The sequence below is a fragment of the Nostoc sp. KVJ20 genome (assembly GCF_001712795.1).
GTDB lineage: Bacteria > Cyanobacteriota > Cyanobacteriia > Cyanobacteriales > Nostocaceae > Nostoc.
In genome coordinates this window covers 19,727-44,872 of the sequence record NZ_KV757727.1, presented here as the reverse complement: position 1 = coordinate 44,872, position 25,146 = coordinate 19,727, and the positions used below count along the sequence as shown (strand labels likewise).

General features: G+C 41.8%; 18 protein-coding genes. 7 read left to right on the top strand and 11 right to left on the bottom strand.

All coding sequences use genetic code 11. The features are described from left to right. The first annotated feature begins 104 nt into the window (after positions 1–104). Positions 105–851 carry a creatininase family protein gene (locus A4S05_RS32490; RefSeq protein WP_069073890.1) on the top strand — a complete coding sequence of 249 codons (747 nt, stop codon included), beginning with the start codon at positions 105–107 and terminating at the stop codon, positions 849–851. Positions 852–1,141: 290 nt separating this feature from the next. Continuing rightward, a complete protein-coding gene (locus tag A4S05_RS32485) occupies positions 1,142–2,533 on the top strand; it encodes a malic enzyme-like NAD(P)-binding protein (protein ID WP_069073889.1) in 1,392 nt (463 codons plus the stop codon). Positions 2,534–2,735: 202 nt separating this feature from the next. Here the strand turns inward: A4S05_RS32485 and A4S05_RS32480 are convergent, their stop codons facing one another. Together A4S05_RS32480 and A4S05_RS32475 are read right to left on the bottom strand one after the other, a co-directional pair. Beyond that, complete coding sequence (locus tag A4S05_RS32480; RefSeq protein WP_069073888.1) at positions 2,736–3,794, bottom strand: serine/threonine protein kinase; 1,059 nt, start codon at positions 3,792–3,794, stop codon at positions 2,736–2,738. Positions 3,795–4,409: 615 nt separating this feature from the next. Continuing rightward, positions 4,410–5,312: an alpha/beta fold hydrolase gene (locus tag A4S05_RS32475; protein WP_069073887.1), complete on the bottom strand. Its 903-nt coding sequence runs from the start codon at positions 5,310–5,312 to the stop codon at positions 4,410–4,412. 288 nt (positions 5,313–5,600) lie between these two features. On the opposite strand from A4S05_RS32475, the gene A4S05_RS32470 reads away from it, so the two are divergent. Next, the gene (locus A4S05_RS32470) at positions 5,601–7,289 is read left to right on the top strand and encodes an S-layer homology domain-containing protein (RefSeq protein ID WP_069073886.1); all 1,689 of its coding nucleotides are present in this window, start codon (positions 5,601–5,603) and stop codon (positions 7,287–7,289) included. A 92-nt stretch (positions 7,290–7,381) separates the two neighbouring features. After that, positions 7,382–8,161: an MBL fold metallo-hydrolase gene (locus A4S05_RS32465; protein WP_069073885.1), complete on the top strand. Its 780-nt coding sequence runs from the start codon at positions 7,382–7,384 to the stop codon at positions 8,159–8,161. Positions 8,162–8,257: 96 nt separating this feature from the next. Here the strand turns inward: A4S05_RS32465 and A4S05_RS32460 are convergent, their stop codons facing one another. The 3 genes from A4S05_RS32460 to A4S05_RS32450 form a co-directional block, all read right to left on the bottom strand. Next, positions 8,258–9,277, bottom strand: a complete 1,020-nt coding sequence (locus A4S05_RS32460) for a mechanosensitive ion channel family protein (protein ID WP_069073884.1) — start codon at positions 9,275–9,277, stop codon at positions 8,258–8,260. Between the two features lie 657 nt (positions 9,278–9,934). After that, positions 9,935–11,182 (bottom strand): bifunctional sterol desaturase/short chain dehydrogenase, encoded by a 1,248-nt coding sequence (locus tag A4S05_RS32455; protein ID WP_069073883.1) that lies wholly within the window; start codon positions 11,180–11,182, stop codon positions 9,935–9,937. A gap of 144 nt (positions 11,183–11,326) precedes the next feature. Further along, positions 11,327–13,051 carry a sensor histidine kinase gene (locus tag A4S05_RS32450; protein WP_069073882.1) on the bottom strand — a complete coding sequence of 575 codons (1,725 nt, stop codon included), beginning with the start codon at positions 13,049–13,051 and terminating at the stop codon, positions 11,327–11,329. A 1,018-nt stretch (positions 13,052–14,069) separates the two neighbouring features. Between A4S05_RS32450 and A4S05_RS32445 the strand changes: the two genes are divergently transcribed. Next, on the top strand, positions 14,070–14,519 hold the full coding sequence (locus A4S05_RS32445) for a CAAD domain-containing protein (RefSeq protein WP_069073881.1): 450 nt from the start codon (positions 14,070–14,072) through the stop codon (positions 14,517–14,519). Positions 14,520–14,875: 356 nt separating this feature from the next. Here the strand turns inward: A4S05_RS32445 and A4S05_RS32440 are convergent, their stop codons facing one another. Together A4S05_RS32440 and A4S05_RS32435 are read right to left on the bottom strand one after the other, a co-directional pair. Then, positions 14,876–16,045 carry an S-layer homology domain-containing protein gene (locus A4S05_RS32440; RefSeq protein WP_069073899.1) on the bottom strand — a complete coding sequence of 390 codons (1,170 nt, stop codon included), beginning with the start codon at positions 16,043–16,045 and terminating at the stop codon, positions 14,876–14,878. Positions 16,046–16,160: 115 nt separating this feature from the next. Next, positions 16,161–16,946, bottom strand: coding sequence for a Uma2 family endonuclease (locus tag A4S05_RS32435; RefSeq protein ID WP_069073880.1), 786 nt, complete (start codon positions 16,944–16,946; stop codon positions 16,161–16,163). A 260-nt stretch (positions 16,947–17,206) separates the two neighbouring features. Here A4S05_RS32435 and A4S05_RS32430 point away from each other — a divergent pair, with 260 nt between their 5' ends. Further along, a complete protein-coding gene (locus A4S05_RS32430) occupies positions 17,207–18,565 on the top strand; it encodes a sensor histidine kinase (RefSeq protein WP_069073879.1) in 1,359 nt (452 codons plus the stop codon). Between the two features lie 36 nt (positions 18,566–18,601). Here the strand turns inward: A4S05_RS32430 and A4S05_RS32425 are convergent, their stop codons facing one another. The 3 genes from A4S05_RS32425 to A4S05_RS32415 all read right to left on the bottom strand — a co-directional run bounded on the left by A4S05_RS32425 (position 18,602) and on the right by A4S05_RS32415 (position 22,443). After that, complete coding sequence (locus A4S05_RS32425) at positions 18,602–19,681, bottom strand: sensor histidine kinase (RefSeq protein WP_069073878.1); 1,080 nt, start codon at positions 19,679–19,681, stop codon at positions 18,602–18,604. Between the two features lie 7 nt (positions 19,682–19,688). Continuing rightward, positions 19,689–20,846: an FIST signal transduction protein gene (locus A4S05_RS32420; RefSeq protein WP_069073877.1), complete on the bottom strand. Its 1,158-nt coding sequence runs from the start codon at positions 20,844–20,846 to the stop codon at positions 19,689–19,691. 100 nt (positions 20,847–20,946) lie between these two features. Further along, positions 20,947–22,443, bottom strand: coding sequence for a glycosyl hydrolase family 57 (locus A4S05_RS32415; protein ID WP_069073876.1), 1,497 nt, complete (start codon positions 22,441–22,443; stop codon positions 20,947–20,949). A 436-nt stretch (positions 22,444–22,879) separates the two neighbouring features. Between A4S05_RS32415 and A4S05_RS32410 the strand changes: the two genes are divergently transcribed. Further along, positions 22,880–24,118 carry a ScyD/ScyE family protein gene (locus A4S05_RS32410; RefSeq protein WP_069073875.1) on the top strand — a complete coding sequence of 413 codons (1,239 nt, stop codon included), beginning with the start codon at positions 22,880–22,882 and terminating at the stop codon, positions 24,116–24,118. A 38-nt stretch (positions 24,119–24,156) separates the two neighbouring features. Here A4S05_RS32410 and A4S05_RS32405 read toward each other — a convergent pair whose 3' ends face one another. Then, positions 24,157–24,978, bottom strand: coding sequence for an SDR family NAD(P)-dependent oxidoreductase (locus A4S05_RS32405; protein WP_069073874.1), 822 nt, complete (start codon positions 24,976–24,978; stop codon positions 24,157–24,159). Positions 24,979–25,146: the final 168 nt, after the last annotated feature.

The window sequence follows — 25,146 nt, the reverse complement described above, 5'->3', positions numbered from 1 at the left end:
CAGGGAATCTTGGGAGTTCATAATCGTATTAGTGGGAGTTTATATGCTCTTTAGCAGAAAAAGGTTTGATCCCACGGCAATTTTATAGAGGAAAATCATTAACGATGTTACTGCATTTAAGTACTTGGCAAGAAGTTGAAGCTTATTTACAGCAGTCCAAGGGGATTATTTTCCCTATTGGTTCCACAGAACAACATGGGCCAACAGGGTTAATTGGCACTGATGCGATTTGTGCAGAAGCGATCGCAGCTGGTGTTGGTGATGCAACCCAAGCGATCGTTGGCCCTACAATCAATGTGGGTATGGCACTGCATCATACTGCTTTTCCAGGCACAATCAGTCTGCGTCCCAGTACTTTGATTCAAGTAGTGCGAGATTATGTAACTTGTTTAGCCAAAGCTGGTTTTAGCAAGTTCTACTTTATTAACGGACACGGCGGGAACATCGCTACTCTCAAAGCGGCTTTTTCAGAAACTTACGCTCATTTAGAAGATTTGCAGATTCCCAATGCTCAACAGGTGCAATGTCAAGTTGCAAACTGGTTTATGTGCGGTTCTGTATATAAGCTAGCTAAAGAATTATATGGGGATCAAGAAGGTTCTCATGCAACTCCAAGTGAAGTAGCTCTCACCCAGTACGTTTATCCAGAGGCGATTAAGCAAGCACCTCTTTCACCAGAAGTTGCAAGTGGACATAGGATTTATAGCGCAGCTGACTTTCGAGTGCATTATCCAGATGGACGCATGGGATCAAATCCGGCTTTAGCAACGCCAGAACACGGTAAGCAATTTTATGATTTGGCGGTGAAAGAACTTAGCAAGGGGTATTTGGAATTTGTGAACGCAGATTGACACTTTCCTAACTCCAGCCACGGAGATTCTTAATTCAACGAGTCCACTGAGACGAAACCCCTTGCGGTATGTCACCCAGAGGTGGTTCTCTCCTCAAGCGTTAACTTTCGGAGTGTTTTCAGGGTCTTTTTTATAAAAAGAATTATCAAAACTGTGAGCAGTGAGTAAACTAACTACTGGTGGTTATCTCAAGAGTTTACATTCATTGTGTTTTCACCGGCTAAAAATCTCAGATTTTAGTTTTTGTCTCAATTCAATATAAAATCTAAAACTTAAAATCCAAAATCAACATGGCAGACCTAACTCCTAATTCTAGTTTTAGTTTGACACTGCGCTTGCAGATTCCTAATCGTGTAGGGATGCTGGCGTCAGTAACCCAGGCGATCGCAACCACTGGCGGTAATCTCGGTCAAATTGATTTAATTGAGCAAACCCGCAAAGAGTCCACCCGCGATTTGACTGTGGATGCTGCTAGTACCGAACACGCTGAAACCATTGTGCAAGCAGTCAAAGCATTGCCAGATATCAAGTTACTCAGTGTCTACGATCGCACCTTTAATTTGCATCGCGGTGGCAAAATTAGCATTACCAGCAGAATTCCTCTCAAGAGTGTTTCCGATCTAGCAATGGCTTACACACCCGGAGTTGGTCGAATTTGCACAGCGATCGCTCAAGACCCAGAGGAAGTTTACAATTTAACCATCAAACAAAACACTGTTGCTATTGTTACCGATGGTAGTGCCGTTTTGGGTTTAGGAAATCTCGGCCCGGCAGCGGCTCTCCCAGTTATGGAAGGCAAAGCAATGCTGTTCAAAGAATTTGCCGGACTGGATGCTTTTCCCATCTGCCTTGCTACCCAAGACACAGAAGAAATTATCCAGGCAGTTAAGAATATCGCTCCGGTATTTGGGGGCGTGAATTTAGAAGATATCGCCGCACCTCGCTGCTTTGAAATTGAAAAAAGATTGCGCCAAGAGTTAGATATCCCCGTTTTTCATGATGACCAGCATGGTACAGCAATTGTTACCTTGGCAGCGTTGTTCAATTCTCTCAAGCTAGTAAATAAGGCAATGGGGGAAATCCGCATCGTGATTAACGGTGCTGGGGCGGCTGGAGTGGCGATCGCTCGGTTACTGAGGAAAGCTGGGGCAGAAAAAATCTGGATGTGCGATTCTAAAGGGATTATCTCTACTAGTCGCACCGATTTGACAGAAGAAAAACTCGAATTTGCGGTGAAAGCTCAGGGTACATTAGCGGGTGCAATGCAAGGCGCAGATGTATTTATTGGTGTCAGTGTACCGGGAGTTTTGACACCAGAAATGGTGCATTCGATGGCGAAAGACGCAATTGTGTTTGCAATGGCAAATCCCATTCCAGAGATTCAGCCAGAATTAATCAGTCAAGATGTTGCTGTCATCGCGACCGGTCGCAGTGACTACCCGAATCAAATCAATAACGTGTTAGCTTTTCCTGGAGTATTCCGTGGTGCTTTAGATTGTCGGGCCCAGACAATTACCATCAAAATGTACCTAGAAGCTGCAAGTGCGATCGCCTCCTTAGTCAAGCCTTCAGATTTGAATCGGGAACATATTATTCCGTCAGTCTTTGATGAGCGTGTCGTCACTGCTGTTGCCGCTGCTGTGCAACGTGCAGCGCGTGAAGAAGGTATCGCTCGGAATTAATTAAAATAACGACTCTTATGGGATGGGTGTCTTGGTAATGAAACCCAAGCCTTCGATATACCCCCCTTAATCTCCCCAATGCATCCTACGGTGTACACACAAGTCGAATTACCCCCCTTAATCCCCCCTTGCTAAGGGGGGAAACAAGAAAATCTAGTTCCCTCCCCAATGCATCGGGGAGGGTTAGGGTGGGGTAAAACTCTTAACGTCTGGTTTTTTCTTGGCAACTTGAGATGAAATCGAAGCCTTGACATTCTGTAGCTTCCAGCAATTGCCTAACCCGATCACCAGGCTGACAACTCATCAAAGTTCCCCCAATCACAGCCAATGTCACAGCAGTGGCTAGCGCCAGCACTGTAGCTCGTTTTCTAGGTTTGATTGTAGTGACTAAAGTATCTATCTCGGTGGCAGTACCAAGAACCTGAATTCGCTGAAGTGTTTTTAAAGCAAAAGACGCATTGGCATAGCGACGTTTCCGGTTACGTTCTACCATTCTCATCAACCACAACCGAAAACGTGGACTGATTTGAGGAACTAATTTCTGAAAATTAAATCGATAGTTATCATCAATTAATTTCCCAATTTCAGCAGAACGAGTATTAGTCAGTAAGCAAATTAGCGTTGCTCCTAAACTATATAAATCTGATGCTTCCGTAAGAGGATGACCAAATTGTTCCTCTGGTGGCATAAAACCTGGAGTTCCGGCTACAAAGCTGCTCAGAGCTATTTTTGCACCCTGTATCCTAGCTAAACCAAAATCAACCAGATAAGCATTTAGTTGCTCATCAACTAAAATATTTTCTGGCTTAATATCCCGATGGATAATTGGGGGAACTTGCTTTTGCAGGTAAACCAAAATTTCTAAGATTGACAAACCAATTTGCTTAATTTCTTCAGGATGAAAGCTACGTCTTATACCCAATGATGGGGCATTCTTATATTCCTGCACCATATAAAAACCCCCTGGTATTTCAAAGGAATCTACATAGCGAGGGATGCGAGAATGATTCAGTTTTTGCAAGATTTCAATTTCGCGTTCATAGGCTTTTATGCCTGACAAATCCGCACTTGCATGAGCAAAACAAAACTCTTTAATCACCACTTGTTCATTAGAGTTGAGGACATTAGCTAAATAAGTAATGCGTCCCCCTTCTCGGTTGCGTCCTAGTTCGCTGATGACTTGATAGCCTTGTTGGGAAAAATCTGGATGATGACTTAAAGAAATTATTCCTTTATGTTCATTACGCACATCAAGCTCCATTACATTCACCAGATGAGTTTGATTTTTTCAAAGTGCAATAAAAAATAAGAGTGACTCACCCAGATTGTTAGCCGAATTTTTACCTTGCACGCGCCCAGGTGCATAGGTACAAAGTTATTCTTGATGACGGACACTTTGCTCAATGTCATACGCAAGTGTTGTTAATGGACAGTTTGCCCTCGTCTTGAGTCTAGACATGAAATTATAGCGGTTCTCGAATGGAAGCAATACACTTTTGACCTCACTCCTAAAAGGAGCTATAGTGTACACCCAAATCTTCTAACATTTCCCAATCGGCTTTTTATCCCTCCAACCCACCTTTTTAAGGAGGGCAAAAACCCCTCAAATCCCCCCTTTTTAAGGCGGATTTAGGGGGATCTTATGATGTTTTGCGTGTATAAAGATGTGTGTACACCGTAGCCTAAAAGCAGAGAGGCTTTAAGTCTTACTCCCCAACGCTAGTAGGGGAGGGGCTGGGTGTTAGGTCTGTATTTCATGCAATTGAGAAACACTATATTGACTAACTGAGTATCAAATTGTGAGTTAGGAGTTAGGAGTAAAACTTCTAATAATTTTTCAGTTTTCACTTTTAACTCCTCACTCTTAACTTCTAATTTATAACTCTTGATATTGTGCAAGCCAGTCGATAATCTGGGCATTGACAACATCTGGAACTTCATCGTGAGGACAATGACCGGCATTGGGAATGGGAACAATTTTGATTTCTTTGCCATTCTCACGCGCCTTTTCGTAAATCTTGGCCCCAGTAATTGGTGTCCAAGGGTCATCGGCACCCCAAATCACTAATATAGGACGTTCTACTTTGGGCAATAGTTCCTCTGGACTTGGGCCAGGAGGTGCTGTGAGAATGGATGCAAAAACTTGTTGCGCTCCTGGGTCGCAAGAGGGAGTATAAAGTAAATCGACTAATTCATCGGTGACGGCTTGGCGATCGCGGTAAACTTGGTAAAGGGTACGGCGAATCTGGGCTTTTTGGCGAATGCGGTTATAGACAAATTTACCTGTAATTGGCGATCGCACAAACCGATTAAAAGTTGCCATCACAATCCGTAGCGGCGGGTTCAATTCGTGAGGACGATGACTCAACCCACCCGCAGAATTAATTAAAATACCACCAGCAGCAATTTCTGGATGTTCAACCAGTACAATTAAGCTCAACAGTGCGCCAATGGAGTTGCCAATAAATACAGCAGGTTCGTGTATATGTGCTGTGCAGAAATCTTTCAGCAGTTCCACCCAAACTTCCACACTGTAATCAATGGGCGCTTTCTCAGAACCGCCAAAACCTAAAAGGTCTATGGCAAATACCTGGTAGCCAGCATTAGCTAAAACTGGAATATTTTTGCGCCAGTGTCCAATGGAAGCACCAAAGCCGTGAACCAGAACCAAAGGCCGTCCAGTGCCCATGACAGTGTACTGAATTTTGTAACCCTGCCAAGTCCAAAAGAATTTTTCAAAGGCGTCTTGAGTTGCAAGCGGCTGTGTCGTTACAGTCATTATTAAGATTAATAAAGTGTTTCTTTCTTTAACATATCGCGGAAGTCCCCACCAGAAGACTCTTAGTAGGGTGGGGATTGTGAGCGAGGGGTGAGGATTGCATCTGATATTGATTAAATGCACGACTCAAAAACAAATATCAGATGAAAGCAATAATCTAACTTCTAACTCCTCACTCCTCACTCAGCACTGATGAGAGATGAGATGTTAGTTCCATCCACCCCAAGGGATTAATAAGTCGAGGGATACCAAATACCCCTGGATTTTTTAGACGAATGGTAGTGTGGGATGAAATATATAACTCAAAGTAACTTTGCCCATTTGAGCAAATTTGTTCTTGCTGCAACCTCTGTGGCAATATTTTCGCCAATATCTTCTGCCTATGCAGCTTTAGGGTTCTCTACCATCGTCGCCCAAATAATAGATAATTCCACAGAACAACAACTTTTAGCCCATAAGAAACTAGAAACAAGAAATCGCACCACTATCCAACGGCAAACTGTGACGACAGAAAGCCGTAATGTTTCGGTAAAAGCGAAAAATATAGGTTTTAGCCTTGCCATTTGGCAACCATCTGGTAACTTTTCAGAAGTGATTGCTCGTATTTCTGTCAAGAGTAAAAGTGACGAGGGTTATTTAAAAGAGCGGTTTTTAGGTGATTACAAATACAAAATTAAGCAAAAAGCAAAATTTTCTAAGGGGTTAAAAGCTAGCGATCGCATCGTCGTGCGATTGTATGATATTCAAAACCGCTTTATTGGCTACAGCGAATTTGAATGTTTGTCGGCGAATACCACAGTTAACCTGATTTTGTCAGCCAAACCTACAGAATACCAAGTCGTTCGCACTGTTTATGGTGTTGATTCTGACCAAAATGGCACTATTGACACAGGTAGCACCACTTACGACTACTTTACCCAAGTCAGGAACCAACGTGTTATTTTCCTGAGCAGTTCTCAAACATTCCAAGGTAGTCAGTTCCAAGTAGAAGGATTATCAAAAATTCCAGCAACTAGTGTTTATCCCCTCTCTTTTACTCAGGGTGAGTATGCTTTAGTACGTCAGTCGTTCGTTAACGTCTTTAGTTCCGACTTGCCAAAGGTTTTGCAAGCTACTCCTGGCCGCTTGGTGCAGGTGATTGAAGTCAGCGATAACTCTAGCTATGACATCAGTCAAATGCTAATGAATTATCGCCAAGTCATCATGTCTCGTCCTCTCCAGGTTGGGTTTTCTGATATTTCCACAAACTACTGGGCTAAAGATTTTATTACCAAATTGGCAGCGATGGAAATTCTCGAAGGTTTTCCTGATGGGACTTTCCGCCCTGATGCGCCAGTGACTCGTGCCCAATTTGCGGCAATGCTACAAAAAGCGTTTGCCAAGAAGAAAGTTCGCCAAAGAATTTCTTTTAACGATGTTTCAACTCAATATTGGGCTTACAATGCCATCAGCGAAGTTTATCAAATGGGCTTTTTAAACGCTATTGTTGGCAAGGATTTTAACCCCACTCAAAGCCTTTCTCGCCTTGATATTTTGGTAGCATTAGCGCAGGGATTAAATTATCAAAGCAGTGTTTCCACGGACACAATTTTATCTGTTTACAGCGATGCAACTACTATTCGTCGTGAATATCGCAGTCTGATTGCTGCACTCACACAACGCGGTATAGTCGTCAACTATCCTAATGTAAAAATGCTAAATGCTGAACGGGTAGCGACCAGGTCTGAAGTATCTGCTTTGCTATACCAGGCTTTATCTAGTAATGGACAGGTAGCAAATATCTCCTCGCAGTATGTGGTTGGGCAACAACAACAAGTTGCAGTTGAGGAACAGACTGAAACTTCAAGAGAGGGCAGGAAACCGCGTCGTAATTGCAACCAAGGAATAGGTAATGGTGCTGAGGGATGTGATCCAGGTAATTCCCGCCCTCACGGTGGTAGTAATGATGAAGGTGGACGTACTCCTGGTAACAGGTAATAGCATTTTTTTAAGAGAGGCGATTAATCGTCTCTCTTCTAAGAAAGCTGATACGATTGATAATGAAGATAGGTGTTATCTTCACAAAACTTATGTTTTTAACTTGGTTAGACAGTAACTCTTGGCTACTGGAAATTGGCGGAAAACGAATACTAATTGACCCTTGGCTGGTTGGTTCGTTAATTTTCAGCAATTTGGATTGGTTATTTAAAGGTTCGCGATCGCAAAATCGCCCAATCCCAGATAATATTGATTTGATCCTGCTCTCTCAGGGTTTAGAAGACCATACTCACCCAGCCACCCTCAAGCTGCTAGATCACAACATCAAGGTTGTAGCTTCTCCCAATGCAGCCAAGGTAGTACAAAAGTTAGGTTACACCCAGGTAACTACTCTTGCTCATGGTGAAAGTTTCACTTTAAATAATCAAGTTGAAATCAAGGCTTTCCCTGGTTCGCCCATTGGCCCCACTCTGATAGAAAATAGTTATCTCCTCAAAGAATTGGAAAGTGGTTTAACTGTATACTACGAGCCTCATGGGTATCATTCTCCACAACTTCAGCAATCTGCACCTATCGATGTCGTGATTACACCGTTTATTGACATGACATTGCCTTTGCTTGGGCCGATTATTAAAGGTAAAAATAGTGCTTTGGAAGTAGTGAAATCGTTACAACCTCAAGTAATATTACCTACGGCGGCTGGTGGGGATGTGTCCTTTGAAGGATTGCTGATGAAACTCATCCAGACTACAGGAAGTGCTGAGGAATTTCGTTCGTTACTAGAAAAAAACAATTTTTCTACGCAGGTGCTTGAGCCGAAACCAGGCGATCGCTTTGAACTACCATTAGAAAAACGAGCATTAGCAATCTAAGTTACACCTAGCCCTAGCGATTACAAATCGAGGTTTTCAACCCGCGCAGGTGGGTTTCGTCTGTATAGCCGTGACTTCTAGTCGCCAGGGCTAATTTCATTCCATCGCTGAATTCTTTTGCATATACACTTCCCTAATCGGAAAAGGAATTTGAATTCCGGTTTTCTGATAGCGTTTATGTAACTTCTTAACAAATAGATGTTTACCAATGCGCTGATCAAAATATTCATTTACGCGCATATAAAGCGTAAAATCTATACTAAAATCATTAAAAGTATGAAATCTGATATATGGTTCAATTCCTTTTAATTCTGGTGCAATTTCTTGCATGACTTCTTTGGCAACCTCTACAGTCACTTTTTCAACCTGTTCCAAATCGCTATCATAACTGACACCTACATCCATTGTTAAAGTAATTTCCTTGGCGGGTAAATGATAGTTGGTGAAAATGGCAGAAGACAACTTAGAATTGGGAACAATTACTATATTATTTGAGATTTCCCTTATTGTTGTATTGCGCCAAGAAATATCTATAATATATCCCTCATGACCAGCATCTAACTTCACATAATCTCCGGTTCTAACTTGCTTAGAAATAATTAAGTAAAAACCAGAAAACAAGTTTGCAAGTGTGTCTTGAAGTGCTAAACCAACTGCTAAACCACCAATCCCTAAAGTTGTGATGATCGGTGTAATTTGAACACCTAGCGTTTGCAATATGATTAATGTTCCCAAAACTAAAACAGTAATCTTAGCAAGGTTAGAAATTAGTGATGTGGGAACCCCTTCCGTTCTGCGAATAAATAAATTAACAAAACCAGCAGTCAATCTTGCTAAAACTAGGGTTACAGAATACAGCAGTGCGATCGTCAGAATTTTTTGCAGTACAATGGCAACATCTGGCTTGAGGGGAGAACTCAGAATTGCCCAAAACAAACCGCCAATGACAAACCAAATAAAAGTCATGCGGTGCAGAGAGTGAAATATAATATTACCCCCCGCAATTCGTTTATTATTAACGAATTTCTCCAGTTTTTTGAAGATAACTTTTTCACCAATTATCCCAGCCAGTAAGCCAGCTAGAATAAATGCTATGGGCGGAATCCATTCGATCATATCAATTTTAAATTTGGAATTTTAGATTTAGAAGAGGAGTATTTTTGCTGTGATTATAGCTAATTTTTACCTTGTTAGTACAAACAATCAACTATCTCTCGGCTTTGAGAAAAAATAATCTGAACGCATTTTATATCTAGCAGATACTTATGAAGTCTAAGAGGTTGTTTGAAAAGTGATTGACTGTGATTTTAATTGCGTTGTTACCCCCCTTAGTCCCCCCTTATAAAGGGGGGAAACATAGAAAATCCGGTTCCCTCCCCTTCATAAGGGGAGGGTTAGGGAGGGGTAAAAAAATATTTGATACATCAATCATGACTTTTCAAACATCCTCTAAGGGCTAATTGTACAAAATTGTGGGTATTCGAGACGCGATAAATCGCCGTCTCTACAAGTATTTTGATCTTTATCTGAACTGTATTGGATTTGGTGGGGGTTTCAAACCCGTTTATTCAGACGCGACGCTCGTTCGCCCTTGGCGTCTCCCCTTGGGAGAAGACTCGCTAACGCTATGCTATCGAATACTCGCTACCGCTACGCTATCCGCCACTCATACAAATATCATTCTGTTAGCGGATAGCTAAGGTTTAGCCCATTCTGACCGGAGGCGGAGCGTCTCCGGCTCCGCTCCTGATTCCTGAATTCTGTTTCGATCGACTAACTTTTGGCTGTCCGGCTGAAGATTCGATAGTATAACCATGTACTAGTTTCTTTTAAGGGAAATAGCAGATAGGTGAGAGGATTTATTGTCACAATAATATTTCGGAAGTCTCGCCGTGCCAAAAATAAGATAGCACGAGCAACTTGCTGTGCAGACATCACTCCATAAGGATTCAGTTGACTCTTAAATGGGCCAAGAATTAACTTGCGAATTACACAATTCCCGTCCAAACGCTTGAGGGTAATCATATCTCCTAGCGATCGCTTGCTGAGTTCATAAAGCGGACTCAACGCTGGAGAAACCTCCGCCTCAGAAGTATTTACCCAGATTTCTTTAGTTGCTTTTGCCTGTGGCCCTGTTACAGTTGTCGAAAATATATCCATCAACCGCAATGCGGAAAAGGTATTCACCTCATAAGAGGAGTTGATAGCCTCTGGTGTACGGCTGGTGTAGACATTGATTCCGTGGTTGATAATTAAAATATCTACTTTCTCTAAACTATCCCTCAAATTAGCTTCATTACCCAACTGCCAGGGAATTACCTTCACCCCAGTTTGCTCTACTAATTTTTCTGGATTAGTGGTTAATGCGACAACTTTAGCATTATTCTTTACAAGTTCAGCCGTTAACGCTTGACCCAACGCTCCTGATGCTCCGGTTAAAGCGATGGTTTTACCCTTGAGAGACAGTCCTGTACCAAGAATTTTATCCACCAAGGGAAAGACACCACTGTAGTAAGCGTTGACATCATCAAAATGATGTCGCCAATGGTAAGACCGATTCACCCACCAAATGGATGGAATTGTTTCTAAAGGGCCGGGTAGGTGGTTGTAATCTGTATCAATTTTTCCCTGAAAATATCGTACAGACGCGCCATATAAGAAGGTAGAAGCATAAACTACTCCTAGCCATAACCCCATTTGCTGGACAATTAAGGCAACGACTACCAATACCATCAACAGTAGACTCGACTCTAAAATGTCGTGATATAGCTGGGATTCTTGGTAAACTTTCAGGGAAACTATCGATAAATCGCGGCGATAGGCGCTATGGTGCTTGTTGTGCCATTTAGCAAGCCAATTGACTTGGTGACACAAAGCATGGTAGCTGTCTCTCAAGACTTCAGCGAGTAAAAGTGAAAAAATTCCCCAAATAGCAAACTGTAAGCTGGCATTTAGCCAAACCCAATTAATTTGTAATCTTGCTTCAATCCCCATCAAGTTTTCAGCTAGCATTTTTATCATGTTTGTCTATACTCGTTTTTCTTAATCATTCTTTATGATCTGACAAAGGTGCGTTAAGGTCGAGTCTAGAGCAAATAAAAATCAAAGGGAATGGGGAATGGGGAATGGGGAAAGGTTTTAAATACATCCTTTACACCTTATCCTTCAATCCTGCACAGTCATTGGTAGACGAATGGTGAAAGTAGAACCAATTCCCGGCTGACTTTTGACAATAATTTCACCACCCATCATCTGGCAAAAGTGACGGCTAATTGCTAATCCCAGTCCCGTACCTCCATACTTTTTCGTCGTCGAAGTATCTCCTTGTGTAAAAGGTTGAAATAACTGCTGCTGTTGACGATGAGACATACCTATACCTGTGTCGGTAACGGTAAAAGTAATGCTTCCCAAAGGAGCCTCTGGTCGGAATTCATCTTTTTCTCTCTTGACTGTCAGCGTCACCTTACCGTTTGTAGTGAATTTACTGGCGTTGCTGAGTAAGTTTAACAATACCTGCCGCATCCTAGTTTGATCAGCGTACATGGTGCCAAGTTGCTGATCAAAATCCACTTCTAAAACATTGGAATTTTTTTCTATCGCTGGTTTGACTGTGAGGACGACGTTATGAATCAGCGTCCCAATCTCAAATGTCTCAGGATAGAGGGTCATTTTCCCCGCTTCAATTTTTGACAAGTCGAGGATTTCATTAATCAAGTGCAGTAAATGCTTACCAGCAGCGTTAATTGTTTCTAAGTCTGTGATAAAGTCTGCCGATAAACCAAGATCGGTCGCGTCGTCTTCTAGAAGTTGGCTCAAACCAATGACAGCATTTAATGGTGTGCGTAATTCGTGGCTGACATTGGCCAGAAATATGCTTTTTGCTTTGCTTGCAGCTTCGGCTAATTCTTTAGCTTGTTGTAGTTCTTTTGTTCGTTCAGATACCCGCTCAATCAGACGATTTAGAGATTTGGCGAGTAAGCCGATTTCATCTTCAGTGGTAACGGGCGCTCGCAAATCAAAATTATGTTTCCTTGCAACTTGTTCAGCTACTTGGGTGACAGTGATAACTGGTTCAGCGATCGCCCGACTGGTACGCCAAGCTACAATAGCTGCGATCGCTACCGAAACCAGCATACTCATGATCACGATGAATCGCTCAACGATTTTCGCCTGTTCAACGGCTTTTTGCCTTTCTTGCTCTTGATCTTCAGCAGTTTGCAGGATGTTAGTCAAGTTTTGCGAAAGCTGGTCTAGCCGTATGGCTGTTCCACCACGCATTATTGTTAATAACTGCGATCGGGCAGAGGAAATCTCTTCAGGCTGCACTTCCTGGGAGTCAATTTTCTGTAAGACAACCTCTATTTGGTCAACGTAAGCTTTTAGATTAGTCTGGTAATCCAGCAATAAGGTCTGTAAAGTCGAACTTGTTGCTGCTAGTCTTTTCGGTTTACTGTCAATAAATCCACCAATTTTTGACTCTAATTGCTTGGCTTTTTCAACATTCTTCAGAAAATCGGCTTTTTTACTTTGCAGTTGTTGTGAATTTTCTAATACAGCAACTAGGTTAGAGCTATGTAATTGCGCCCCGATGACTGCATCTTTATAATTACTCAGTAGTTGTCCTTGTTCATAGGCTTGATTGAATTGTCTGACTTCCCTTCCCCGGTAGTAGTTGGCAATCACCAACCCAGTCAGTGAGCCAAAAAAGCCAATTCCGATCGCTACAAAGTAACCATAGCCGATTTTTTGATGGATGCGCCAAGAACTAGCTTTGAGTTTCCCTCGTGAGGGAAATTCTATAGTTGGGAGTTCGTCTGTCGATGGTTCTTCGGCTGGCACTTTTTTGCTTTCTGAACTGCTGTCGATAGGGGTTGGCTTTTGAGTTGGCATTTCTCAAACCTCCTTGCCTTCCCACAAAAATCACCAAATTAGTCTAGCTTGTACAAACACTTCAATTTAGTTATTAACATCTACATTATCTTCTTTTATCGCAAGAGCAAATCATTGCTTATTAGATAATTAGCATAACCTTATATTATATGAGTGCTTTTTATAGCAATGCTCCTAAGTAAACTTACGAAGGCGTACAGAATTCACTTTTGTCAGCAGCAATGAATAGTTTTCTGCATTAACGACCCGCCAGAGAGCATCTTCTCTTTACCACAACACTTTCCTCAATATGCGGTTGATAGCAATTAGTTTTTGCCATCAGGTACGCCACTACTCTAACTTACTGCTTCCTTATAAAATTAATACAATCAGGAAAAAAACAAAAGGTTTGACATTTGTTGGGCATGGGTCATGGGGGATTATGAAAAAGGGTAAAGGGTAAAGGGGAAGGGGGAAGGGGTTTGTTTCTTTATCCTTTTCCCTTTAACTTTGTCCTATCATCTCCCTCATCCCCCAGTATTGAGTCACGTTTATCATAAAATAAGTTAAAAGTCTAGTCTGTATGAACACACAAAAATTTTTATTACGTATTAATATCAATACGAATGGGTTAATTGACGAACGCGGTCTAAGATAGCTTTAATATCAGATAAAATCCGCTTCTAGGCTTATATAAATGAGAAGTGGACTGATTTTTGCATGATTTGTACTTAGATTTAGTACGATTATGGGCAAATGACACGGAATGGGATAATCACAACCTGAGGATTCCAGTTGATTCTAAAAAATAGTATCAGAAGGTTGATTATAATACATCTTGCTGCCTTCTGAATTCTATCCTCCTACTGACTGTCTACCTTGTAGTTGATGCAGTAGATATTACGGGGCAATTATGGTTATAGGACACTAAAACCCTTTTGTGACCTTCACCCAATTGTAATGATGCACTTGTGCATTACCTAATCAACAGCCTTTTGGTTGTAATTATCCAGATTAGAAAAACTCAACTGTCAAATTTATGGGAGTGAAAATGCCAGAACAAGAATTTACGGAAACCGCATCTAAAGAGACTACAGTGGCAGAGATCAACAACCAAACGGGAACCATCACCAAAATCCAGCCTGCCGCACAGTCTCAAGACGAATGGCTAAAATACGGTGAGCAAATTTCTAGCTTTTTAGCAACATTGCCAGAATATCTGGGAAGCTTCTTTAATCAATATAAGCAACCCCTGGTAACAGTTGGTTTAATTTTGGGATCAATTGTTGGGGTTAAAGTACTCTTGGCAATATTAGATGCTTTGAATGATATACCCTTGGTAGCACCTACTTTTGAGTTGATTGGTATTGGTTACTCTGCCTGGTTTGTTTACCGCTATTTACTCAAAGCCTCAACCAGGAAAGAGTTAACTACTGAAATCACCACTCTTAAATCACAAGTTGTCGGTAAAGAAATTCCAGAAGCTTAACATCTGATTATCGCTTCTCTACGAACGCGAGAGCGTGTCGTAGACAGACACTACCCATAGCTTGCTTCTGTATAGGAGTATGCTTAATTTCAAATAACAGAAGTCTGACCGCCGAAAGTCGGCAGTCAGACTTCTCGTAAAATTCCCTACAAGTTCATTAATAATTCGTAATTACGTTATATAGCGGGGTGTTGAGCCAGTGCTGAGTAAAAACCCAGTTTTTCAAGACTTTGAGTAATCAACACTGTCCTAATCTGTTTGACTACAGCTATATATGGATTCTAAATCCCGATCAATAACGCTACAATCTTTATAAATCAGGGACTCTAGCTCTTGATTTGATTACGAATTAGGAATTATTGTTGAGACGAACTTCCGACAGACAATTTACCGTTTGGGTTCTGTTTTGGAGTCTGCAAAACTTCTGGAGATATTTTGGGCGATGCCTGCTGCGGGGGATTACTCCTACGCACAATATTTTGAGATGGAATTGCCTGTAACTTGCCCTGTTTTACTAAAGCTTGATGAATCATCGCTGCCACTTCAGCCCTAGTAGCTACTTTGTTGGGAGCAAGAAGTTGTGGATTTGGATAGTTAACTACCAGACCATTGGTTGTAGCAGCGGCTATTTTGCTAGTAGCATAGGCTGGAATGTCTTTAGCATCTTTATAGACACTTAAAATCTGATTTGGAGAAGTGGGTGCTTGCAGATTTAACCCACTGGTAAGGGCAACTAAAACTTGCACTCGCGAAATATTTTGTTGTGGCTTGAAGGATTGTTTCGGGTAGCCTTTGAGAAATCCGGCACTGATGGCTTGGTCAATTGCTGGAGTTGCCCAAAATTTCGCTGGTACATCTTGAAATGCGATCGCAGTCTTAGACTGTTTTTGCTCAAAAGCTTTTTGCAGTATGGCAGCAAATTCGGCGCGGTTTACAGGCTGATTTGGTCTAAAAGAATAATCAGGAAACCCCTTGAGAATACCACGGGAAGAAAGAACGTCTATAAAACGCCGACCCCAAAAGTCAGTCGGTACATCGTTAAATGCAATTGGCGGCGGAATGATTGATTTTTGTTTTGCCGGAGTTACTAAAGGCAATGCTGATGATACGATTGTCGATTCAACTTCTCTTGAAGAGGATACAGGCGGTTGTGGAGATTGAGTTGGGATTACCTGAGTAGATGGCAACACTGCGCCAGAAGGAGTTGCGCTATTAGTTGGGAATGAAGGTGTCGTGGGTTCAACAACAGGCTCAGTTGGAGAATAGGGTAGAACGTTTTTCGGCACTGCATTTGCTTCTACCTTGGGAGTAGGGGAAGGCAATACTTGATTTGGTTGAACACTAGAAGACGGTGTGGAGGAAGGCGACAGCAGCCCATTTAAGTCCAAGCTAGAATCCCTGCGGGACAATGACCAAAAAAGAATTGCTCCGATAGTGGTGAACGCAACCAGAATGGCTATAAACTCATCAAAGCCAAGGGCAGTTCTTTGGGATGACTCTGGTTCGGAAGGAGGTTTATTTGTCATCGTGATTACCCTGGTAGCAGTAAAATTTGTGTCTAAACAAATTAAGCCACAGATGACTGTTTTACACCAGCCTTTTTTAATTCGTAATTCGTAATTCGTAATTTCTAGTAAAATATCAGGTTTCTGGTTCAACGCCGAGCGATCGCAATTGGGCAGCTAGGCGATCGGCTCTTTCACGTTCTTGTTCTGCTCTTTCACGTTCTTGTTCGGCTCTTTCGCGTTCTTGTTCTGCTCTTTCACGTTCTTGTTCGGCTCTTTCATCCCCACTCAACAGCAAATTACCTTGTAAATCCCACCAACGCAGCCAGGGTAATTCCACATTCTGATAAACTCCCTGCCATAAACCTAATTCAACACCCAAAGCAACTATGGGATAATGTCCTCGTTCATTTGCTGGTAAAATCTGATACTGTCCTTCAATCAGATGATAAACTTCTATACTGGCCTTACTCACTTCATAAATGCCGTAGAAGGGAGGACGAATCACTTGCTCATAAATCCAAAATTTACCCTTCCAAGGAGTTTTGTCTCGTTCTTCACTACCGTCCCCAGAGACAAATTCCAAGATAATCAACGGAGCAATAAACTCCCGCCACAATACATAAGAACGTCGCGTTTGCCCATTTAGTGTAGGCGGTACATTCGGTACATAAAACCAATCCGGTGCTTCTGCGCCTTTTTCCGGGGGATCAGTCAAGCGCCAGTAAATGCCTAAGTCCTGACCAATGCAATATTGGCCTTCAGGACTTAATTGCTTGAGGACAGGTGTAATCGAATCAGTTAGTAAGATGCTTTGAGGATGCTCTTGCCAGTTTTTCACAAACGTGCCATCGGAATCAGGAAGCTGGGTATGGTCAGGGAAAGGGGTGAGGGCGTTGGGTGGATTGGTTACAGAGGTCATAACGCTACCTTTGCACGCTTTGTAAAGGTTGTTTTTAGTGTAGCTTGCATAGGCGTAGCCCGTCGTAGACATCGCTCTGTAAATATTCTCCGCCCAAATCAGAAATCGCACGGCAATTGCTTCCAGTCACCTGAGAAAGATTTTCGCCTTCAAGACCACTAGTCTTACTAAATACCCAAACCAAAACCGGATTTTGAGGGTGGCAGAATGTAAAATATTAACTTATTGTTTACCTGTCTTTGAAAAAATCAGGGTGTCTAGTGCCAGAAGAATTCAGTTACCAAATCTCACCGCCATTTTTGTCTGAGGGTAGCGATCGCGATCTTGGTTTGGATTCAACCCTCCAAGAGCTGCCAATGTATAACTTCACGGTGGAAATCAACCACACCGGTATGGAAGTGGCTAGTTTTTTGGAAAAATATCCCCTGTTACCAGGAGTAATTTTGGTAGAACAGGGACAATTCATTGGAATGATTTCCCGACGGCGACTGCTGGAATTTTTGATTCGCCCATTCGGACAAGAGTTATTTGTTCAGCAACCATTAGCCGTTCTCTACAGCTATGCACGAACGCCGATGTTGCTGGTTGCAGATACAACATCGATTTTAACTACGATGCAACTTAGCTTAAAGCGATCGCCAGAATTATTAGCAGAACCAATTGTAGTACAAACCGAATCTGGTGATTATAGATTGTTAGATGTCCAAGAATTGAATATTATTTCTTGGCAAATTCGAGGAATCGACAATCTAGTGCGGTATGAACGTAGCCAAGCCCAATTGATTCAAAATGATAAAATGGCAAATCTGGGGCGTTTGGTTGACGGCGTAGCGCATGAAATTTTAGACCCAGTAGGCTTTATTTGGGGTAACATAACTTATGTTTCAACCTACAGCCAAGATTTACTCAAACTGATAGCAGCTTACGATCAAGAGTTACCATCAGTTTCTCAGGCAATTAATCAGATCAAAGAAGAAATTGAATTTGATTTTTTAGAACAAGATTTGTCGCGATCGCTTGCGAGTATCCGCACGGGAGCAGAAAGATTAAAAAAACTCGTCACCAGTCTACAAAACTTCTGTCATATCGATGAACTTTATCCTAAACCAGTAGATTTACACGCCTGTATCGATAGTATTATTCTATTAATTAATAGCCGGATTCAAGGAGAAATTGAAATCGTCAAATACTACGGGCAATTACCGCCCGTGTATTGCTTTATGGGGCAGCTAAACCAGGTTTTGTTGAATATTTTAAGTGAAGTTGTTGATACTTTACTCAATGAAGCAGTACGACAGCAGTTGCATTTAGATGAGACAAAGACTGTTCAAAAACCCCGAATTGAGATTACCACAGAAGTTATTTCACAAGAAGCAAGTGACCCAAATGCACCAGATTCTCGTTGGGTTTTAATTCGTATTGCTGACAATGGCTCTGGAATGTCTGAAGAATTACAACAGCAAATTACGGATTCTTTTTCTCTTGAAACAAAGAATGGTAAAAATACTAGTTTAGCAGTAAGTTATAGAATTATTACTGTGAGACATGGCGGTAAATTGAATTTTCATTCACAGACTGGTATGGGTACAAAATTTGAAATCCTATTGCCTTTAGTTTGATTGATTACGAATTACGAATTACGAATTAACGTTATGTTAGATTACTGGACAAACTTCCTGCTGGATAGGAATTTGAATCACAAACTCCGTTCCTTTTCCAGGTGTCGAACAAAATTCTAACTTGCCGCCATGTTTTTCGGTGACGATTTGATAGCTGATAGCCATTCCCATTCCTGTTCCCTTACCAACAGGTTTGGTTGTGAAAAAGGGATTGAAAATCTGTTTTTGAACCGATTCAGGAATTCCAGAGCCATTGTCTGCGATCGCAATTTTTACCCATTGCAAATCAACGACAGAGGTACGAATCGTGATACAACTGGGATCATCGCGGATTTCCTGATAAGTTCGTTGGGCATTGAGTTCTTCCAGGGCATCGAGCGCATTTACGAGAATATTCATAAACACTTGGTTTAGCTGTCCAGCGTAGCACTCTACATGAGATAAATTGCCGTATTCTCTGATAATTTGAACCCCTGGGCTTTTATCAGTGGCTTTCAGGCGGTGCTGCAAAATCATCAAAGTATTGTCGATGCCTTCATGAATATCTACGGCTTTGCACTCACTTTCATCCAGGCGCGAGAAGTTACGCAGTGAAAGCACAATCTCTCGAATCCGCTCCGTCCCGATATTCATTGAGTGCAGTACCATAATTGCGTCTTTTTCTAGAAACTCTAAATCGATACTTTGGCGTTCGGTTTGAATTTCAGCAGGTGGGTTGGGGACATAACGGTGATAAAGCTGGACAAGTCGCAATAAGTTATGGGTGTATTGCCTGATATAGCTGAGATTTCCGTAAATAAAGCTAACAGGATTGTTGATTTCATGAGCGATCCCAGCCACCATTTGACCAAGGGCAGACATCTTTTCGCTTTGAATCATTTGAGCCTGCATTTTATGCAAACTATCTAACGTATTTTCTAACTCTTGGCCTCTTAGCTGCAAGTTTGCTTGAGAGTCTTCTAACTCACAAATGACTTTCTTAAGTAAAAATTCCTTTGTTGCAATGTCAGTTTCTAGCTGGCGGCGTTCATTTTGGCATCGTTCCAGCTTTTTGTGCAAGACGCGGTTTGCTTTTTCTAACTCTTGAATCTGTATGGAATTGTCTTGGTTATCCATACACTACTCATTTTGTCCCTATTAACAGTGTGACAAAGGTTTTGTTATGAAATTGGGTTTGACCTCCACCCACTAAAGGAGCAATTTCACCATAAGCATAAAAACCACAACAAGGTAATGCTTTTGGTAAATGAGTTTTGACAAACTGATACTCAACTCTTGCTAGAGTTCCCAGAATTCGCCTACGAGCTGCACAGGAAATAAGTAAAGCTGCTGTTGGTTCCACACCAGGATAATCTGCATAAGCATTCTTCAAAGATGTCTCTGAAGCTGACAAAATATTGTCACGAGTCGCATCGGTGATTTGTACAACTGCTTGTTCAGGAATATCTGAGAAGAACGTCACGCTACCAGACTGTTGATCGTAGCCATTAGGTGCCCGCAAATAGAAATTATCTCTATCCTCAAAAACTGCCAGAGCATGGATGGCATAATTGGACGCAAATCTTTCTTCACCGAGATAATGCTGATAGAAATCTAAGGCACGCTGTCCATCAATTTCATAGACTACGTTTCCATCCACTTTAGTTACACGGCTACGTTGACTAATGGGAGTCCAACCACTAGCAACTCCGTGGGAAAATAGTATTTTTCCAGAGAATAGTAGCACTGGAACTGAATCACTTAGTACTTCACCTTGGAAGAATTGGTAGGTTTTGTCAAAGGTATAGTCATCGGCAGTCATTCCCCCAATGATGGGAATATGTTCTCCCAGGCTTTGTTTTAAACCTTCTAAAATTAAAACCCCATTGCTGGTTAGACTATCAGGGAAGGTAAGACACAATTGTGGTACAGATGAACTCTTTGCCTTTGCTTGGGCGATCGCTTCTTGGGCTGCAAGGGCTGGATTTTTGGATACTCCTCGGCCAATACCTGAGTGAATTTCCACTTCATCGGAAGCAAACAGCATTAAGGTCAGAGAATCTTGCTGAAACTCCAGAATTGAAGAAATTTCTCCATTTGTAGTTCCACCAATCAACTCAATTCCAGGAAAAGCGTCTTGGATGCGTTGCAAAATTAACACATGGTCAAAGTCTATCGCAGTGAATAAAAGTCCAGCTTGGGGAAGTGAGCCAGCAAGAGAATGGCTACATTCTTGAAGAACTTCAGCGATCGCATTTTGAGAATCAGGATCGTCGCTATGGCCAACAACAACTCGAAACACAACTACCTCATTGTAAGTTTAAATACCAGGTCGCTCATCCAATTCGGATATCAGCACCCAGCAACCTACACTTAGATTTCCCACTTACTTGAACTAAATCTCAATTCATCTGCAATAAATTTTCGCCACGTTGGTAAATTTCCCGTGCGTGATCAGTCCAAGCACCTTGTCCCCAATAACGAAAACAACTGGTTTGCAGCAAAAGGTTATGTAGAAGAACGTTACGATATTGAGATTGTCTGGTGACTGGTTCTGCTGAGTCAGTTTGCAGCAATGGATCAAACTTCTGATGAAATAAACTGCTTAATTGATACATGGGAGACAACACATTTTCATATCCTTTTACCCAACTGATATGATTTGTCCACGAGGCTCCATCTAGATGAAAATTAGAGTTTGTTTGCTTCAATTCTTGAATGGCATTCTCTACAGCTTGCGGTTGAATATTTTCTGGTGAAACTCTCTCCCAAATTTGATGTTGTCCGACTGGCTGACAAGTTGGATAATCTTCAGGTTTGCATCCAGCAGCTTCGATTAATTCTAAATATTCTGTACCACACATCCCAACAATACCTGATTTTCCTCCGCCGTTATTTACCATATCCCCCCAAGCTTGTTTAAAAGCGCTAGGAAATTCATTCATCATCACACCGCCATTTTCACCATCACCAATTTGGCTAACTATTGGTGGTATAAATACACCGCCAACTTGTTGTTTGGATAATGTTTTCGCTTCATAATAAGGCTGCATCTGAGCAACTAATTTAGTATCCGAACCTTGGGTTTTAATTAAAGCTGTGATGCTAATTGTTTCGCCTTGAGAATTACGGGCAATTAGACGATGTGGTAAATGTTTATAAGTGAGAGATTGACCAGTAAGAGTTTCTACAGAATGTTCTTGAACAAGTAGCCAGCGATATCCACATTCTTTTAGCGCTTTCACAAATTCAAAGAGAGCATCAGGGTGATTTGGTAGGTGCATTTCTGGGGGCGAAAATCCTTTAACTCGCGCTAGTGCTTCCCAACCAAAAATTGCGGCAAAGTGATGTTGCCATGCAACGATATGTAATTTAATATCTGCTATGGGTGTGGAAGGAATAACTGCATGACCCCACATTGTACCCAGCCATTCTACATAAGGTTGGTAGGTGCGATCGCAAGTAATCCGTTTAAGATTATCCAGAACATCACCGCGTCCCATTTGCCGCAGTCCCCACAGCAGATTACCTGAGTAATCCAACATCACACGCGGATTGCAACCTTGACTCACAAGTTCGGGGATCAAGTCACCCATGCGACTGTAACAATAAGCAAAAGGATCTGCGTTGTGGTTATCCCCTTCATGAGGATGTTCAAACATATATTGCAGATTACTGATCAGTGTACCGCCATTTCCAGCAGGTATAGTTGGCTGGTGCATGTGCAAAGCGATCGCAAACACAGCATTTACGTCTTCTAAGCGGATATTCGTTGTGGGTAAAAATACTGGTTGATCTTGGTTAACTACAGAGAGAACCTCTGTTTCCCAACCAGAAATATTCGGTAAGCCATCAATGATTTCGGGCAAAGGAGTCAGAGTTGTAGGGAAGGAAAGCATTTCTGTTTGCTCCGAAACAAGGTATGTCTAATTATGCGATCGCACAGCAATTTCTGCTCTGTAACTTTATGTATTGATGCAAACTGCGATCGCCTTGTAGTCCCGCAAAATCTGTGTAGTTCAACAGTTGGAATATCACACTTGTATAAAAAGCGTTAGAGAATATACAGCAATTCTATTTAATTTTGTTGCTAGAGATGTACATCTGTACGCCTCTATAGCCGATTCATTATGTTGCAAAGATTTTTGGAAATGGTATGATACAACTCAAAATTCAGAAATCCAGATAAAACCTGAATTTCTGGGCTTGGATCTGTTTCCTTCTTTTAAATAAGCTGTAAAATCCCCAAAAACTATAAACATTAAATATTATTATTTTTCAAGATAAAACTTTCTATTCTATGCTTTAGGCAAATTTAATTTTAGGAGGAGTCTCATGAAACTAAAACAATTTGGAATTACATTTTTGAGTGTTTGTATTGCTGCTTTTTCGGGAATGAAAGCAGCAGAGGCGGCATCATTTTCGGTAATTGCTGATGGTCTTAATAATCCACGAGGTCTAACTTTTGGTACTGATAGGAATCTCTACGTCACCGAAGCAGGAACAGGCGGCAGTGGAGCTTGTGTTCCTTCACCGAGCGTTGCCAACCAATCTTTATGTTATGGCACAACTGGTGCAGTTACCAAAATTGCAAATGGTACGCAAGAACGTATACTTACAGGACTTCCTTCTTTAGCATTACCAGATGGTACTGATACTTCTGGGCCTCAAGATATCAAATTTGATGCTACTGGCAAGCCTTATATTGCAATTGGATATGGTTCAAATCCCACATTTCGGGCGGCATTAGGTAACACCGACTTAGGAAAAATCATTACTGCTAATTTCAATACAAATTCGTGGACTAGTGTTGCTGATTTAGCTAATTATGAACTTGCAAACAATCCAGATCAAGGCGATCTAATTAGCAATCCCTTCTCTCTTCTTTTAGATGGGAATAACATTTTTGCAGTTGATGCCGGTGCTAATGAGTTACTCAGTGTAGGAACTGATGGAAGTAATTTAAAGGCGATCGCTACAATTCCCCGGCAGACATTAACTAATCCAATTTTTCCCTCTGGCGCATCATCATCGCCATTTGAAATCCAAGCTGTACCGACAAATATCGCTAAAGGCCCAGATGGCGCTTATTATATTAGCCAATTAACTGGTTTTCCTTTTCCAGAAGGTGAAGCAAAAATCTATCGAGTTGGTGCTGATGGTCAATCAACAGTTTATACCGATGGCTTTACCCAACTTACTGACTTAGATTTTGATGCTGAGGGTAATTTATATGCTTTGCAGTACGCTAATGAGTCACTCTGGAAAGGTAATCTAGATGGTGCTGTGATTAAAATAGCGAGTGATGGAACTCGCACAACTATCCTTAGTGGCAATGGATTAGAGTCTCCTACTGCTTTGACTATTGGTGCTGATGGTGCTATCTACGTGACAAACCGAGGCGATCGCCCTGGACTTGGACAAGTTCTCAAAATTGAGAATCCTAAGTCTGTTCCTGAATCTAGTTCTACTTTCAGCTTATTAGCATTTCTTGGCACTGTGAGCATTGCTTTGTTGCACAAGAATAAAGCTAAACGACTGAAGATTTCGGACAAGTTTGTTCAGGAATGCTGAGTGTTGAGTCAGCGATCGCCCTCGGCGTCTCCCCTTCTCTACGAGACGCTACGCGAAGGGATAAGTTTTTCAAGAGGTCGTTGTCTTCTTGGTGCTGGCGGAGCTGCTATTCGTAAAATTAGCTCTAGCAACCAAGGCGCGATGCGTTGACACAACACCGCTAAATGACTTTGCCATCCGACTAAAATTTCTGGTGAATCATTTTGCATTCCGGTAACAAGTGCTTTCGCCACTTGCTGGGGAGTCATGGGGATCACCCAGCGAAATAATTTTAAGTCGCGCACCATGTCTGTGTCTGTCAGGGAAGGCAATAATGCAATGACGCGAATATTGTGTTCAGCTAGTTCTTGGCGCAAGGCTTGGGTAAATCCTAAGATGGCAAACTTGGTTGCTGAGTATGTCGCCATCGTTGGTGCTGCAACTTTCCCCATCAGGCTCGATACATTGACAATTGTTCCTTGTCTTTGGCTGGCCATGCGTCGAGCAATCAAACTAGTGAGGTTGTACATTCCTAACAAGTTCACAGAGAGTTCTTCTTGAACTTGGGGCATTTTAGATTGTAAAAACGAGGTTTGGTATGCGACTCCCGCACAGTTAACCAGCAGGTGAATCTGCCCGAAATTGCGCCACAGTTGGGCAACAGCGATATTTACATCAATTGTCTGCGTCAAATCTAAGGCTACGATCGCAGTTTTTGTTCCCATCGCCTCAATTTCGTCGGCTACCTCAACTAACTTTTGGCGATCGCGTGCCACCAATATCAGCCGCTTGATGCCTTGTTGCGCTAGTTCGAGAGCGATCGCTCGTCCAATACCACGAGAAGCCCCTGTAATTAGGGCAACTTTACCTTGAATCTCCATTAGTTTTATCCTCCAAAATCTAAGTCCTACCAAACTCTTCGTTATTGCCGATATACACAATCAAGAGCTACTTGCTTGTCGGCACAAGGTAAGACAAATAATCAATCACAATTTAAATCAAACTGAAACTAAGCCTTTGGCAACGAGATATTTCTTGGTTAATCTGCA

Bases quoted from the DNA above. Each gene is read 5' to 3' on its own strand.
- A4S05_RS32435 (WP_069073880.1), bottom strand. From the start codon at position 16,946: ATGACCTCTGTAACCAATCCACCCAACGCCCTCACCCCTTTCCCTGAC.
- A4S05_RS32460 (WP_069073884.1), bottom strand. From the start codon at position 9,277: ATGATCGAATGGATTCCGCCCATAGCATTTATTCTAGCTGGCTTACTG.
- A4S05_RS32485 (WP_069073889.1), top strand. From the start codon at position 1,142: ATGGCAGACCTAACTCCTAATTCTAGTTTTAGTTTGACACTGCGCTTG.
- A4S05_RS32475 (WP_069073887.1), bottom strand. From the start codon at position 5,312: ATGACTGTAACGACACAGCCGCTTGCAACTCAAGACGCCTTTGAAAAA.
- A4S05_RS32465 (WP_069073885.1), top strand. From the start codon at position 7,382: ATGTTTTTAACTTGGTTAGACAGTAACTCTTGGCTACTGGAAATTGGC.
- A4S05_RS32445 (WP_069073881.1), top strand. From the start codon at position 14,070: ATGGGAGTGAAAATGCCAGAACAAGAATTTACGGAAACCGCATCTAAA.
- A4S05_RS32450 (WP_069073882.1), bottom strand. From the start codon at position 13,051: ATGCCAACTCAAAAGCCAACCCCTATCGACAGCAGTTCAGAAAGCAAA.
- A4S05_RS32405 (WP_069073874.1), bottom strand. From the start codon at position 24,978: ATGGAGATTCAAGGTAAAGTTGCCCTAATTACAGGGGCTTCTCGTGGT.
- A4S05_RS32480 (WP_069073888.1), bottom strand. From the start codon at position 3,794: ATGGAGCTTGATGTGCGTAATGAACATAAAGGAATAATTTCTTTAAGT.
- A4S05_RS32470 (WP_069073886.1), top strand. From the start codon at position 5,601: ATGAAATATATAACTCAAAGTAACTTTGCCCATTTGAGCAAATTTGTT.
- A4S05_RS32440 (WP_069073899.1), bottom strand. From the start codon at position 16,045: ATGACAAATAAACCTCCTTCCGAACCAGAGTCATCCCAAAGAACTGCC.
- A4S05_RS32455 (WP_069073883.1), bottom strand. From the start codon at position 11,182: ATGATAAAAATGCTAGCTGAAAACTTGATGGGGATTGAAGCAAGATTA.
- A4S05_RS32425 (WP_069073878.1), bottom strand. From the start codon at position 19,681: ATGGATAACCAAGACAATTCCATACAGATTCAAGAGTTAGAAAAAGCA.
- A4S05_RS32490 (WP_069073890.1), top strand. From the start codon at position 105: ATGTTACTGCATTTAAGTACTTGGCAAGAAGTTGAAGCTTATTTACAG.
- A4S05_RS32415 (WP_069073876.1), bottom strand. From the start codon at position 22,443: ATGCTTTCCTTCCCTACAACTCTGACTCCTTTGCCCGAAATCATTGAT.
- A4S05_RS32410 (WP_069073875.1), top strand. From the start codon at position 22,880: ATGAAACTAAAACAATTTGGAATTACATTTTTGAGTGTTTGTATTGCT.